The organism is Streptomyces sp. NBC_01320, assembly GCF_035974375.1.
GTDB lineage: Bacteria > Actinomycetota > Actinomycetes > Streptomycetales > Streptomycetaceae > Streptomyces > Streptomyces yanii.
The window spans coordinates 3828287-3842448 of the sequence record NZ_CP108390.1 but is presented as its reverse complement, the minus strand read 5'-3'; the positions used below and the strand labels follow the sequence as shown (position 1 = coordinate 3842448).

The following is a 14162-nucleotide window of genomic DNA, read 5'->3' as shown; positions in this document are numbered from 1 at the left end:
AGACATGCGCGTGCGGCACAGAGACAACCGCCTCACCCCGTCCCGGCGGCTGAGCCAGGGACTGCTCGCCGTGCCGATCGCCACCATCGCGACCATCGCGCTGATCGACCTCAACAGCCCGGAGTCCATCCACCTCGGCCCGTTCCTCGTCGCCGCGCCCGCGGTCACCGCCTCCTTCGCCGGTCCCGGCCTGACGGCCGTCGTCGGAGCACTGGCCGTGGCGGCCCAGGTCCTCATAGCGGCTCTGCAGGGCGGCGTCGGGACACCGAACCACGAGGCCCAGATCGCCGCCGTCATCGTGATCTCCATCTTCCTGGTGGTCTTCCGCCATGCCCTCGACCGCCACGAGCAGCAACTGGACCGGGTGCGTTCGGTGGCCGTCATCGCACAACAGGTCCTGCTGCACCCGCTGCCCCACCGGATCGGCCCATTGAGCATCGCGTCCGTGTACATCGCGGCGGAGGAGGAGGCCCAGATCGGCGGTGACCTGTACGCCGCGGTGCCCGCCCCGGGCGGCACCCGCCTGGTGGTCGGCGACGTCCGCGGCAGCGGCCTGCCCGCCGTCGACGACGCCGCGGTGGTGGTGGGGGCGTTCCGCGGGGCGGCGTACGAGAACCTTTCGCTGCCCGGAGCCGTGGCGCACATCGCCAACGCCTCGTACTGGAACATGGCCCAGCTCGCCGAGACGGACCCGGAGTACGACGAATCGTTCGTGACCGCGCTGGTCCTGGACGTCAACGAGGACGACCACTGCGTCCGGCTGGTGAACTGCGGGCATCCCCCTCCGCTGCTGCTCCGCGACGGCCGGGTGCAGACGCTGGAGGTCAGGGAGCCCGCGCTCCCGCTGGGGTTCGGCATCGTGTCGGCGAACGAGTACGAGGTCGAGACCTTCGGCTTCCGCCCCGGCGATCTGCTGCTGCTCTACACCGACGGCGTCATCGAGGCACGCGACCGCAGCGGCGTCTTCTACCCGCTCGCCGACCGGCTCGCCACCTGGAAGGGCACCGGCCCCGACGCCCTCGTCGAGCATCTCCGGACCGACCTGCTGCGGCACGCCGGCGGGCACCTGGGCGACGACGCCGTCCTGATCGCGATCACGAAGGCGTCCGGCCCGGTCAGGGGAGCCGCAGCGAGTAGGTGATCCGATCCAGGTGGTAGTAGTCGGCGACGCATGTGGCCGGCCAGACCTTCCGCCCGTGCTGACGGAACGGTTCCACCATGCCGCCGACCGACAGCGGCATGTACGGGAGAACCCGGTCGCCCTCCGCCGCACGCGCGCGCATCCAACGGTCCTGGCGGTCCCACTTCACCGCCCGGGCGTGCATGTCGCGTTCGAGCTGACCCAGCGGGACGGCGAGCGCGAGGCACACGACGGCACACACCGCCGCACCGGCCGCCTGCACCGCACCGGTGCGCCGCACGCGCAGACCCAGGGCGAGTCCCACCAGCGCGCCGGCCCCGACGAGCTCCGCGACGTACAGCAGCAGGAAGTCGTTCCAGATCCGCGAGGAGGTCATCACGCTCGCGCCGAATGCGGGATACGCGACGACCGTGCAGAGATAGCCGGAGACCAGGAACGCGAGGACACCGGCGCAGGACAGCAGCGGCCAGCGCCTCGGCAGGACCACGCGCCGCCCACCGGGCCCCCTGATGAGCAGCCCCAGCAGGACCCCCGCCGCGACCGCCCCCAGATAGGCCCACGTGGTGAGGAGCGTTCCCAGGATGTGCCCGAAGCCGCGCAGGGACCCGAGAAGCGAGTCGGGCGCGAGGAAGGACAGTCCGTCCGTGTCGAATCGCTCCCGCCGGATCCTCGCGCCCGGCGACGTGTAGAGCACGAGCGTTCCGGTCACGGTCCCCGCCATGCCCGCCAGGCACCACCACCGCACACCGGCACGGCGCCGCCCGGCGAGGATCAGCAGAACGGCCGACAGGACGACGAGCACGACGACGGACGCCTCCTCCGACAGCGTCCCCATGCACAGACCCGTCACGAAAACGGCGACCAGCGCGCAGCGCCTCCCCCTGCGCGACCGGGCCCGGAGCAGCGGAACAGCCGCGGCACAGGCCAGAACCGGCGCCATGGTGTGCGAGACGGACGACGCGGGCCAGTAGAACGTCTTGTACGTGTTGGGCGTCGCGAACAGAAAGACGGCCGTCACCATCGACGCCACGAGCAAGGGGACTCCGCGTGGCGCCGTCACACCGCCCCGGCGCAGCGCCGATACGGTCACCGCCCACAGGATCCCCAGCGTGACCACACCGCTGACCAGCCCGAACCACTGGTGCCCCGCGACGCCGAACGTCCCGTACGCCCAGACCAGAACGGCGTTCGCGATCCGCCCGTTGTCCCCCAGATAGAACTTCCCGACCATCCCGGGGAGCCCCTCGTCCCGCACGACCGGCAGAAAGCACCACTCGTCCGCCCCGGGCCGGACCCACCGCCCGTACCACGCCGCCGCCCCGAGCAGACCGAGTGGCAGGAGACAGAGCGCAGCCGGCCAGAGCGTCCTCCACGCCGGTACGGGACGGGCGTTCGCCGTCCTGCCGGGTGCTGTCCGTACCCGTTCGCTCGACTGCTCCGGAAGGCCTGTCCGTGAGGCACCGGGGGCCGCCTCCCGCGCCGGGCCGGGGGCCGTCATCGTGCTTCTCGAACCGTGGTCATTGCCGCTATCTGATACGGGGAGGCGTGCGGCCCGGTCTCCGTACACGCAGAGCCCACGCACCTTCACCCGAATGGCGGATGCTGAAACCCGTCGCGGCGTCGAGGCTCCGCCCCCGGCCGCTTCCTTCGCGGACTACTGCCGAGTGACGCGGGCCAGCCAGAGAGTCGCCAGCAGGCAGAGCGCGGAGGCGGCGCCGAGCAGCAGCGGCACCGTGCGGATCCCCGACCATTCGATGGTCATGCCGAGCACCGGGCCCGCGGCGACACCGCCCGCCATCGAGGCGGCGATCACCAGTGCCCCGGCTCGACGGGCCTGCGGCGCCGCCCTGTTCAGCCAGGGCAGACCGGTCGGGAAGATCGGGGCGATGAACAGGCCGACGCCCGCGTATGCGTACGGGGCGAACTCCGGTGTCCAGGACAGCAACAGGCAGACCGTCATGCCTGCGCAGGACACAGCGATGAGGGAAGGTGCGGAGAAGCGCAGTGCGAGCGGTGCCACCAGGAATCGGCCGGCCGTCATCATCAGCCAGTAGACGGACGTGGCGGTGGCCGCGGCCCCCGCGCCGAAGCCGACCGTCTCCAGATGGGTGGGCTCCCAGCCGCCGACGCCCGCCTCGATGCCGACATGAAGGACGTACAACACCACAAAGGCGGCGAGTACGGTGCCCAGGCTGCGGTTGCGGATCCGGGCACCGGTGGACACCGGTGGTGCGTGGCCATCCGTCTCCGGTGCGCCGGTGTCCCGCACACCACCCAGGCACAGCAGCAGCGGCAGTGCGACGAGCGCGAAGCCGAGGAAGACGGCCGCGTAGCGCTCGGATCCCACCGCGCCGATCACCGCGGGGCCGAGGACGGCACCCACACCGAAATGGGCGTTGAGGATGTTCAGCATGGCGGTGGAGCGGCGGCCGAAGCCGGTCGCGAAGAGCTGGTTGAGCCCGTAGTCGACCCCACCGAAGCCGAGACCGGCCAGCAGCGCCATGGCGAGCGCCACCGGCCAGTCCGGCGCCATCGCGAAACCCGCGGCGCCGATGGCCATCAGCAGATACGAGCCGCCGAGGGTCCGGCGGTTGCCGATCCGCCCGTTCAAAGACCCGAACAGCAGGGCGCCGGTCACTCCACCCACGAAGTGTGCGCTCAGGGCGAGCCCGGCAGCCGACGGGGTGAGGTCGAATCTCTCGCGCAACGCCGGGATGGCGGGCCCGTAAAGGGCCTGGAGCGCACCGATGAGGACGAAGCCCACGCAGGACGCCACCACGGCGACGCCGCTGAAGACCGGTGTATCGGCGGCCTTCGATCCGGCCGGGCTGCGTTGTCGTGCTGTGCGGTCGGCCATGTCGACTCCCACGGTGCGGCGTTGCACAGGGTCCGGGCGGTGCGGCTCCCGCGTTCTCCGGGCTCGTTATCCGTGGCGGGTCACGGGAGTTCCCTCTCCGCGACAGGGGCGCTGCCGGGTTTGCGTACGACGACCACGCCGCGGGGTTCCAGAACGACTCGCGCCACCGGCCCAGGGGCAGGGCCGCCGGCCGTTCCGGCGAGCAACTCGCCTGACAGCGCGTTCAGTTCCACCGGCTCGTCCGTGCGGTTGACCAGGAACCAGTACGCGGCGGTGCCGGAGCCGCGGACCACCAGCTCGACCCGGCCCCGTACCGCTTCCGGCAGTTCGCTGGACACATCCGCTTCCCCGAGCAGATGCGACAGGACGTCCGGAAGGCCCTCCACGCCCAGCCGGGTGGACACATGGGTGGCCGAGCCCCGGCCCACGCGGCGCCGGGTGAGGGCGGGCCGGCCGGCCAGGTCACCCGTGCGGTAGGAGGACAGCACCTCGACGGCCGGGTCGGTGACGGTGATCCGGTCGGTCCACAGCGTTCCGGCACAGCCGTTGTCGAGCGCGACGCTCTGTCCGTTGGGCAGCGGCGCGAACTCCTCGATCCTGATGCCGAGCAGCTCGCGCAGCGCGCCCGGGTAACCCCCCAGCCAGACGTGGTCGTTCTCGTCGACGACACCCGAGAAGTAGGTGGTCACCAGGTGACCACCGCCCTCGACGTAGCTCGTCAGCTCCTTGGCGAGGGTGCGCGGCACCATGTAGAGGGTCGGTGCGACCACCAGATCGTAACCGTCGAGCGCGGCGCCCCGGTGGATGACGTCGGCCCGCACCCCGAGGCCGAGGAACGCCGAGTACCAGTCGAGTGCCTCCTGCCGGTAGCGCAGCCGGGAAGTCGGGTGGGAGTCCAGCTCGGCGCCCCACCACGACTCCCAGTCGAAGAGGATCGCGGCGCGGGCGGGCAGCCGCGACGACCCGACGACCTCGCGCAGTTCGCCCAGCAGGCTGCCGAGGCCGGCCGCGGCACGGAACACGTCGCTGTCGGCCCCGGCGTGCGGAACCATGGCCGAGTGGTACTTCTCGGCGCCCGCTGCCGACTGGCGCCACTGGAAGAAGCAGACCGCGTCCGCTCCGTGGGCCACATGGAGCAGCGAGTCGCGGGCCAGTGCACCGTCCCGCTTGGCGGTGTTGACGTCCTGCCAGTTGACGGCGCTGGTGGAGTGCTCCATCAGGAACCACGGGTGTCCGCCCGCGATGTTGCCGGTGAGGTTGGCGGAGAAGGACAGTTCGTCCAGGCCCTGCGGCCCCGGGTGGAGGTAGTGGTCGTTGGAGACGAAGTCCACCTCGGCGGCCCAGTCGGCGTAGTGCATGCCCTTGGTTTCGCCCATCACCATGAAGTTGGTGGTCACCGGCACGTCCGGGGTGATCCGGGACAGCAGGTCGCGTTCGGCCCGCAGATAGTCCTTGAGGGCGTCGGAGGAGAACCGTTTGAAGTCGATCTGCTGGGTCGGGTTGGGGTGCGAGGCGGCCAGCCGGGGCGGCAGTATCTGGTCCCAGTCGGAGTAGCGCTGGGACCAGAACGACGTACCCCAGGCGAAGTTGAGCGCATCGAGGGTGCCGTACCGCGCGGTCAGCCAGGTCCTGAAGGCGCGGGCCGCGTCGTCGGAGTAGTCGTAGATGTTGTGGCAGCCAAGTTCGTTGGAGATGTGCCAGGCCGCCAGTGCGGGATGGCCGGCGTAGCGCTCGGCCATGGCGGCGGCCATCTTCAGCGCGTACTCCCGGAACACCGGCGACGTGGGCCGCCAGTGCTGGCGGGCACCTGGCCAGACGGTCTCGCCGACCTCGCTGACCGGCAGGATCTCCGGGTGCAGCGTGGTCAGCCACGGCGGTGGAGAAGCGGTCGCGGTGGCCAGGTCAACGGCTATGCCGCCCGTGTGCAGCAGGTCCATGATCTCGTCGAGCCACTCGAAGTCCCATACGTCCGGGCCCGGTTGGATGCGGGCCCAGGAGAAGATGGCCAGCGACACGATGTTGACACCCGCGTCGCGCATCAGCCGGATGTCTTCGTGCCACACCTCGCGCGGCCACTGTTCCGGGTTGTAGTCGGCGCCGTACGCGAACCGCTGTGTGGGGGTGCCGGCCGGCCAGCGCAGCCAGCGGGGCGAGGGGGCGGGGGTCATCGTGCTCCTTGTGAGGATGGGGGGCGGGCGGCGGGTGGCAGCTCGGCCGCCACCCGCCGCCGGTGCGGCCGACGTCACTTGCCGACGTTGAAGCCCTGTTCGGTGCCGTATGCGCGGGAGGCGTCCTGCCACTGGGTGAGCCCGTCGGCCAGCCGGGTGCCCGAGGAATACGCCTTGCCCACCTTGTCGTTGAAGATGGAGTTCGTGTACGCCTGGAACGGCAGGTACGACCAGTCGTCCGCGACATTGGCCGCCGAATCGGCGAAGACCTTGTTGGCCTGCTGCCCGCCGAAGTAGTCGAACTCGGCGTCCAGGAACTCCTTGGACTTGAGGTCGGCCGTGGTGGCCGGGAACGCGCCGTTCTTGATGCGGGACTTCACACCGGCACCCGCGTCGGCGTACTCAAGGAAGGCGTACGCGAGGTCCTTCTTGCCGCTCTTCTCGGGAATGGCCAGCGAGCTGCCGCCGTTCTCGGCGCTCGCCGGGTCACCAGCCTTCCACTGGGGCAGCGGAGCGGCCCGCCAGGACCCGGCGGCGTCGGGCGCACCAGACACCAGGTTGGCCGGCATCCAGGCGCCGGTGGCAAGGGTGGCGATGGTGCCGTCCGACAGGCCCTTGTACCACTCGTCGCTCCAGCTGCTGACCGGTGCCAGCAGATCGTCGTCGAGGAGCTTCTGCCAGGTCTTGGTGTAGGTGGTGGTCCCCGCGTCGGAGAAGTCGATGGACACGTCCGTGCCCTTGACACCGTAGGGGCGTCCGCCGGCCTGCCAGATCAGGCTGGTGGTGAAACCGGCGTCGCCGGTGTCGTTGGCGATGTAGGCGTGCGGATCGGCCTTGTGCAGCTTCCGGGCCGCTTCGACGTACTCGTCCCATGTGGCCGGCACCTTGATGTGGTGCTTGTCGAAGACCTCCTTGTTGTAGAAGAGCGCCATCGGGCCGGAGTCCATCGGCAGCGCGTAGACCTTGCCGCCGTCCTCGACCGCGTTCCACGGGCCGGGCGAGTAGCTGTTCGCCAGCTTGCCCGCGCCGCGACCGGACAGGTCGGTGAGGGACTTGGCCAGCGAGAACTGACCCAGCGCGTAGTACTCGATCTGGGCGACGTCGGGCACGCCGGAGCCGGCCGAGATCGCGTTCTGGAGCGCTTTGTACTGGTCGTCGCCGGTACCCGCGTTGACCAGCTTGACCTTGACCTTGGGGTGCTCGGCCTCGAAGTCCTTGGCCACCTGCTTCAGGGTGGGCTCCCACGCCCAGACCGTGATCGTGCCGCCCTTTTCGAGCGCTGCCTGCGGGTCGCCCGCGCCGTCGGTGCCGGAGTCGGAGGAACCGCAGGCCGTCAGACCGAGTGCGAGCGTGAGCACGCAGGCCACTCCAGCGGCTCTCGCGGTACGGCGTGCTTTCTTGATCATCTGTGTTGTCTCACTTCGTTGTCGGTGAACAGCCGGGAACGAGAGGGAAGTCGGTGGTGCGGTTCACTCCTTGACGCTTCCGGCGGCCAGTCCCGACTGCCAGTGCCGCTGGAGAAGCAGGAATGCGGCGATCAGCGGGACGATGGTGAGGAGCGATCCGGTGATCACGAGGTTGAAGACGGGTTCACCGCCCGCGGTGGACGCCTGGTCGTTCCAGGAGCTCAGGCCCAGCGTGAGCGGGTACCAGTCCGGATCCTTGATCATGATCAGCGGCAGGAAGTAGTTGTTCCAGGTGGCGACCATGGTGAACAGCAGCACCGTGACGATGCCCGGGGCGAGCAGGGGGAGGCTCACGGTGAAGAAGGTGCGCAGCTCGCTCGCACCGTCGATGCGCGCAGCCTCCAGCAGCTCCACGGGGATCGCGTCGGCGGCGAAGACCCACATGAGATAGAGGCCGAACGGGGAGATCAGCGAGGGGATGATCACGGCCCAGGGCGTATTGGTCAGCCCCATCTGACTGAACATCAGGAATGTCGGGACGGCCAGCGCAGTGCCGGGGACCGCCACCGCACCGATGACCACGGCGAAGATCGCACGCTTGCCCGGGAAGTCGAACTTGGCGAGTGCGTAGCCGCCGAGCACGGCGAGGAACGTCGCTCCGCCCGCGCCCGCCACCACGTAGAGCAGTGTGTTCAGCAGCCACCGGACGAAGACGCCGTCGTCGTACGTCAAGGTGTCGCCGATATTGCTCCACAGCGCGAAATCGTCGTCGAACCACAGGCCGAACGAATGGAGCAGTCCCTGCTGGGTCTTGGTGGCATTGATGGCGAGCCAGATGAGCGGCACCAGTGCGTAGACCAGCATCAGGCCGGTGAGCACGGTGAGCAGGAGGCTGCGCCGGGGCCGACTGTCCGTGGACTTCGCGTGCGGCGTGCGCAACGCCGAGGCCCGGCGCGGGCGGAGGCCCTCCGACGGAGGGGCGGCGGTCGGTGCGGAGGCTCCCATCGTCACGCTTCCTTTCGCATGCCGCGCAGTTGCACGGCGTAGGCGATGATCATGGTGAAGATGCCCATGAGAATCGCCACCGTGGCCGCGTAGTTGTGCTGCTGGCCGGAGAAGGCCAGCGAGTAGGTGTAGAAGTTGGGCGTGAAGTACGTGGTGATCGCGTTGGGCGCCAGGTTCTGCAGGATGCTCGGCTCGTTGAACAGCTGGAAGCTGCCGATGATCGAGAAAATGGTGGCGACGACCAGGGCGCCACGGATGGCGGGAAGCTTGATCGCGGTGATGATCCGGAGCTGTCCGGCGCCGTCGATCTCCGCGGCCTCGTACAGCGAATGCGGGATCACCCGCAGCGCGGCGTAGAAGATCAGCATGTTGTAGCCCATGAATTCCCAGGTCACGATGTTGCCGATGGAGGCGAGGATCAGACCGGGGGAGAGCGGGTCGGGCAGCGAGACACCGAACGTGTCATTGATGTTGCCGACCAGCCCGAAGCGCGTGCCGTACATGAACGCCCACATCAGGGAGGCGACCACGGCGGGCACGGCGTACGGGAGGAAGATCGCGACACGGAAGAAGTTCCTGCCGTGCAGCCGGCCGCTGTCCACGGCCAGGGCGACGAGCAGCGCGAGTCCCAGCATGACCGGCACCTGAATCAGCAGGAAGAGGCTCACCCGGCCGAGGGCCGACCAGAACTGCGGGTCCTGCATCGCGCGGCTGTAGTTGTCCAGGCCGACGAACGAGGTGCCGCCGACGAGCTGGGCGCGGAAGAGGCTCAGGTAGACCGAGTACGCGATCGGCGCCAGGAACACCAGGGCGAAGACCGCGACGAACGGTCCGACGAAACCCCAGCCGACCCATGCTCGCCTGCGGTGGAGCCCCCGGGGCGGCGGGGCTGGGCGGCCCGCCGTGGCAGGCGGTGACAGCGTCGTCATGCGGTTTCCTCGCTGGTCGTACCGGGGGCCTGGAATCAGGCGGAAATGAGCGCAGATGTGCCAGGGCGAGAGGCGGGGGCGATGTGAGATGTTTACGTAAACATCGTGCGGTGAGATGCTTACACTCCTCTCGGAGGGCGTCAAGATTTACGTCGATGTCACTTGACCCGCCGAAGACGAAACGTGAGGCCACGGGTGGACCAGATGATCGGCAGCGCAGGCACGGGCGACCGGGCGGCGGCGTCGGGCCCGGCCGACGGGGCACGGCGGCGGCGGGTGTCCATGGCCGACGTCGCCCGGCGGGCCGGTGTGTCCTCGCAGACCGTCTCCCGGGTCTCCAACGGGCACCCCGGCGTCGTCGACACCACGCGGCGGCAGGTCCTCGCCGCGATGAAGGAGCTCGGCTACCGGCCGAACAGCGCCGCCCGCGCCCTGAAACGGGGCGAGTTCCGCACCATCGGCATCATCACGTTCTCGCTCTCCACCACAGGCAACGTGCGTACCCTCGAAGCCATCGCGACCTCGGCGGCCCAGCACGGCTACGCCACCACCCTTCTCCCCGTGGCGATCCCCACCCAGGACGAGGTCCGCGGAGCCTTCACGCGCCTCGGCGAGCTGGCGGTGGACGCCATCATCGTGATCATGGAGGTTCATCTGCTCGACGCGGCCACCGTGTCACTGCCGCCCAACGTCGGAGTGGTGGTGGCGGACTCGGACGCCGGGGACCGCTACAGCGTCGTCGACACCGATCAGGCCGGCGGCGCCCGGGATGCGGTGCGGCATCTGCTCGACCTCGGCCATGAAACGGTCTGGCATCTGGCGGGCCCCGAGGAGTCGTTCGCCGCGCAGCGCCGGACCGACGCGTGGCGGGCCACGCTTCAGGAGGCCGGCCGGGACGTACCGGCACCGCTGCGCGGTGACTGGTCGGCGGAGTCGGGCTACCGGGCCGGACTCCGTCTCGCCCAGGAGCCGCACTGCACGGCGATCTTCGCGGCCAACGACCAGATGGCGCTGGGGGTGTTGCGGGCGCTGCACGAGTCCGGACGGACCGTACCCGACCAGGTCAGCGTCGTCGGGTTCGACGACATTCCGGACTCCGGCTCGTTCGTACCACCGTTGACGACGGTGCATCAGGACTTCGCCGAGGTGGGCAGACGCTGTGTCGAGGGCGCACTGCGGCAGATCGGATCGGACGCGGAGGAGCGGGGCACGACGTTGGTTCCGACCAGACTGGTGATCCGCCGGAGCACGGCGAAGCCCCCGGCGCCGGCCGGCTGACGCATTCTGCCGCCGACTTGGTGCCAACCGGACGGTCCTCCGGGCGCCAAGCCGGTACGCGAGGGGTCGGGGCAGGCGACAGCCCCATGACCTGCGAGAGTGTTCCGATGCTTCTGAGCCCTGAGAAAACGTTGTTCGTTCGGGGTGCCACCCCCGTGCTCCTGCTTGCTGACGCGCCCATCCACGACGTCCTGCCATTCTTGACCGCACCCGACGGGGTGGTGCCCCGGTGCGAGGGATGGACCATCGTTCCCAAGCTCACCCTGTGTGTCGTGGACGGACCCGGGGAGCACGGACTCGTCGTTCCCGCCCTTGCCGCGCCCGTGTTCGACGGGACTGAAGGAAGCTCCGGGCCGGGTGACATGGCCGACTGGTGCGCGGATGCCGAGCAAGTCGGCGGTGTGATCGTCCTTTCCCTGGACCGGCTGCCCGAAGTGCTCGATTGGGCCCGCCTGTTGGGCTCGGGCACCACCCGCGGCGGCTTCTTGCCAAGCCTGACCTGACCTCATCCATGGCTGCATCCGAAGTCGAGTGGATGTCATGGACGTGAGGTCGCCGCCGGGGAAGTCCAGGACCTTCCACAGCTGTCCCAGGGGGACCGGCCGAACCGACCAAGGAACACGTTCAGAGCGAAGCCGTCGACGTCACCGGGAACAGCCTGGTCCCGGCGCAAAGTCCCAGAGAGCCCCGGGGGCGCATTCGCTTCGTGTGCCCGTTGCTACTTCGGGTGCCCGGGAGAGCGACCGGCACACCGGGTGCGCAACGTCGCAGAGCTGCTGCCTTCCCCGTTGCGATCCATGGGCGCCTCGAAGAGTGACAGCCATCGGGAGACCGCCGACGCCAGGCGGTCGTCGGCGGCAGAAGCCGGCGCGCGTCCGGCAAGCGGTTCCGGGCCACAGCGGCCACCCGTCCCACATGGCACAGGTCGTGGGGGATGGCGTCGGCCCGCCACAGGGCGTTCTCCTCGGAGAGCACGGCCATCCGGTGAAGATCGAGACGAGGGTGTGGTCGAGTCTCGCGGGGTGCGACGAGGGCCGCCACGAAGGAGCGCGCCCACGCGTCGTGGTGGCCCCACTCGCCCTGCGGGTGTTCGGCCACTCGCTTCGGTCCTCCCTGTGTCCTTTGCCATGAGGTAGGTGTCGGTCCGATTCAGGCTGCGGCGACGGATGTCCGGTCGTCGGCTCGTGCGGTGAGGGAGGCGGAGTAGCGGCGCAGGAGCAGGATGGCGGTGGTGGCGAGGCCGGTGAGCAGGCCGAGCCAGATGCCTACGGCTTCGAGGTTCAGCGCGTAGGCGAGGAGCCATGCCGCGGGCAGGCCGAACTATCGGCACGACGGTCACTAAGGGCTACCGACCTCTCCACGTGGGCTCTCGGGGCCAACAGCGGTTGCTGATAGTCGCTGTGGTTGCGGTACTTCTCTGCTGTACTGCTGGCCGAGGGGACGGACCGATGCGGGGTGGTGGAACCGTGAGTGCAGGCAGTCGCGGAGTGCTGGGAGTCGTGGGCACGGCAGCCGATGGAGTCGAGCAACTACGCACCGGCCTGGTCGAGCCGGCGATCGCCCTCGGCTGGCAGGTAGCCGTGACCCTGACCCCGAATGCCGGCCAATGGCTGCGGGCGAACGGTGAACTGGACCGGCTGGAAGCCGTAACTGGCCTGCCAGTCCGGGATACGCCTCGCCTACCGACCGAGGCTCGCCCACACCCGGTCGCCAACTGCTACGTCGTCGCCCCCGCAAGCGCGAACTTCGTTGCCAAGCTCGCGATGGGCATCGCCGACAACCAAGCACTGACGCAAGTGAGCGAGGCGCTCGGCACGATCGACGTTCCCGTCGTGGTGTTCCCGCGGGTCAACGAAGCACACGTACGGCACCCAGCGTGGGACGGGCATGTCGCGGCCCTACGGAAGGCGGACGTAGAGCTCATCCACGGTCCTGACGTCTGGCCGCTCTATGTACCCCGCGAAGGGCCGGCGGTTCGACAGCTGCCCTGGGCCGCGATCATGGAGTCCATCCAGCACGTGACGGCCAGGGCTGCTCGACACCCGCTTTAGGAGTTCTACCAACTGAACGGCCCGCCTGGGCGCCAAACCGATGACACAGCACGGTGAGTGGCCCAAGAGCCGCTCAGGAGCGATCGAGTGCGCTGACGTTGCCGTCAGACACTGCAGTCACCACAACTTGCTGATCGATGAGGCCAAGCGCTTAGAAGGCGCTTGGTGGGTTGGGTGTCATACCCCTGCTGACCTGCTCCTCTTCCCGTGCTTGGCGTCTCGTCGACCGGCCTTCGGCACGCATTCGACAGGCGGCAGAGGCCGGGCTAACAGCGCGTCTCGCAACCTTGGGCGGATAACAAAAGGCGTCCGGTGCGGTGCATCGCAAGGCGGCCGAACAGCGTCGCACTGGGCCGTACTCGGCTGATTGGCCAACGAAGCGAGGTGCCGGTGCCGTGCGTCGCGGGCATCGGAGGTCTTCGACCTGTGATCATGGAGCGTTCGTTGAAGGTCCAGGTCGTGGGGCGCCGCCGTGTGACGCTCGCGGGAACGCGCTGTAGGTGATGTGGTGAACTGGTTGGCCTCGCTGCCGACGGTGGTATTGGTTGTTGGCTGGCTCTTCCTTGCCCTACTGGTCGCGGCCGTGGCGCGGGTCGGCGTCCGGGCGCTCGTACCGGTCGGGGAACAGGATCGGGTGCCCCAGATTGCCATGCCCCTGATGCCTACACTCGGCGCCGCCTTCGCGATCTTTGCGGCACTCTCGCTGGCCAGCGAGGCCAGCTACCTGCGCGCAGCAGAGCAGTTGGTGAGCGACGAGGCGGCCGCAGCCTCCCGCCTGGCGTGGTCGGCGACAAGTCCGCGAGTCCAGTCGGAGCCGATCCATTCGGCACTGCTGGACTACCTGCAGGCCACGCGTGTCAGGGAATGGGAGGGCGCGGCAGCGGCGTCCGGTGACGACCCGGCCACCGCTCACGCGATCGCACGGCTGGAGCGGAGCGTGCGTGCCGAGGCGGCCCGGCCTGAGCTGGGAACCCCGGCGAGCACGGAGCTGCTGGTTTCCCTGGACAGCGTCACCAATAGTCGTCGCGCACGCGTTGCGGCTGCCTCGCGCGACGTACCCGCGCTCTACGTTGTCACGCTTGTGGTCGGCGGACTGGCCTTGATCGTGAACGCCGGCGCACTCACCTTCCGCAGCAGCCTGCGAACGTCACTGCTCGTTCTGGGCGTTGCGAGTGTGGTCGGGCTGAGCCTGGCGTTGCTCTTCGCACTCACCGCGCCCTGGAGTGGACCGCTCACCGTGAGTGGGCATCCACTCGACGTCATCATCGGGGACCTGAAGTCCGGCTTCTTCGAAGGCGGGTCTTAGGCGGTGGGCGGGATCAGTGCG

General features: G+C 69.2%; 11 protein-coding genes. 5 read left to right on the top strand and 6 right to left on the bottom strand.

The window, feature by feature from the left end; genetic code table 11:
* Positions 1-4 precede the first annotated feature (4 nt).
* Positions 5-1141 (top strand): PP2C family protein-serine/threonine phosphatase, encoded by a 1137-nt coding sequence (locus OG395_RS17545; protein ID WP_327243803.1) that lies wholly within the window; start codon positions 5-7, stop codon positions 1139-1141.
* Here the strand turns inward: OG395_RS17545 and OG395_RS17540 are convergent.
* The 6 genes from OG395_RS17540 to OG395_RS17515 form a co-directional block, all read right to left on the bottom strand.
* Positions 1116-2639: a DUF6056 family protein gene (locus OG395_RS17540; protein ID WP_327243802.1), complete on the bottom strand. Its 1524-nt coding sequence runs from the start codon at positions 2637-2639 to the stop codon at positions 1116-1118. The two genes, OG395_RS17545 and OG395_RS17540, sit on opposite strands and share 26 nt — an antisense overlap.
* A gap of 156 nt (positions 2640-2795) precedes the next feature.
* Positions 2796-3998, bottom strand: coding sequence for an MFS transporter (locus OG395_RS17535; RefSeq protein ID WP_327243801.1), 1203 nt, complete (start codon positions 3996-3998; stop codon positions 2796-2798).
* Between the two features lie 80 nt (positions 3999-4078).
* Entirely contained in the window at positions 4079-6166 is a 2088-nt protein-coding gene (locus tag OG395_RS17530; protein ID WP_327243800.1) for a beta-galactosidase, read from the bottom strand.
* A gap of 74 nt (positions 6167-6240) precedes the next feature.
* On the bottom strand, positions 6241-7572 hold the full coding sequence (locus OG395_RS17525; RefSeq protein WP_327243799.1) for an ABC transporter substrate-binding protein: 1332 nt from the start codon (positions 7570-7572) through the stop codon (positions 6241-6243).
* Positions 7573-7635: 63 nt separating this feature from the next.
* Positions 7636-8577, bottom strand: coding sequence for a carbohydrate ABC transporter permease (locus OG395_RS17520; RefSeq protein ID WP_327243798.1), 942 nt, complete (start codon positions 8575-8577; stop codon positions 7636-7638).
* 2 nt (positions 8578-8579) lie between these two features.
* On the bottom strand, positions 8580-9506 hold the full coding sequence (locus OG395_RS17515; protein ID WP_327243797.1) for a carbohydrate ABC transporter permease: 927 nt from the start codon (positions 9504-9506) through the stop codon (positions 8580-8582).
* A 282-nt stretch (positions 9507-9788) separates the two neighbouring features.
* On the opposite strand from OG395_RS17515, the gene OG395_RS17510 reads away from it, so the two are divergent.
* From OG395_RS17510 to OG395_RS17495, 4 genes are all read left to right on the top strand, one after another.
* Positions 9789-10784 (top strand): LacI family DNA-binding transcriptional regulator, encoded by a 996-nt coding sequence (locus OG395_RS17510; protein ID WP_327249370.1) that lies wholly within the window; start codon positions 9789-9791, stop codon positions 10782-10784.
* A gap of 200 nt (positions 10785-10984) precedes the next feature.
* A complete protein-coding gene (locus tag OG395_RS17505) occupies positions 10985-11287 on the top strand; it encodes a hypothetical protein (RefSeq protein WP_327243796.1) in 303 nt (100 codons plus the stop codon).
* 963 nt (positions 11288-12250) lie between these two features.
* The gene (locus OG395_RS17500) at positions 12251-12835 is read left to right on the top strand and encodes a flavoprotein (RefSeq protein WP_327243795.1); all 585 of its coding nucleotides are present in this window, start codon (positions 12251-12253) and stop codon (positions 12833-12835) included.
* Between the two features lie 508 nt (positions 12836-13343).
* Positions 13344-14141, top strand: coding sequence for a bestrophin-like domain (locus OG395_RS17495; protein ID WP_327243794.1), 798 nt, complete (start codon positions 13344-13346; stop codon positions 14139-14141).
* Positions 14142-14162: the final 21 nt, after the last annotated feature.

Excerpts from the sequence above, each read along its gene's own strand:
- OG395_RS17545 (WP_327243803.1), top strand. The coding sequence starts at position 5 with ATGCGCGTGCGGCACAGAGACAACCGCCTCACCCCGTCCCGGCGGCTG.
- OG395_RS17540 (WP_327243802.1), bottom strand. The coding sequence starts at position 2,639 with ATGACGGCCCCCGGCCCGGCGCGGGAGGCGGCCCCCGGTGCCTCACGG.
- OG395_RS17535 (WP_327243801.1), bottom strand. The coding sequence starts at position 3,998 with ATGGCCGACCGCACAGCACGACAACGCAGCCCGGCCGGATCGAAGGCC.
- OG395_RS17530 (WP_327243800.1), bottom strand. The coding sequence starts at position 6,166 with ATGACCCCCGCCCCCTCGCCCCGCTGGCTGCGCTGGCCGGCCGGCACC.
- OG395_RS17525 (WP_327243799.1), bottom strand. The coding sequence starts at position 7,572 with ATGATCAAGAAAGCACGCCGTACCGCGAGAGCCGCTGGAGTGGCCTGC.
- OG395_RS17520 (WP_327243798.1), bottom strand. The coding sequence starts at position 8,577 with ATGGGAGCCTCCGCACCGACCGCCGCCCCTCCGTCGGAGGGCCTCCGC.
- OG395_RS17515 (WP_327243797.1), bottom strand. The coding sequence starts at position 9,506 with ATGACGACGCTGTCACCGCCTGCCACGGCGGGCCGCCCAGCCCCGCCG.
- OG395_RS17510 (WP_327249370.1), top strand. The coding sequence starts at position 9,789 with ATGGCCGACGTCGCCCGGCGGGCCGGTGTGTCCTCGCAGACCGTCTCC.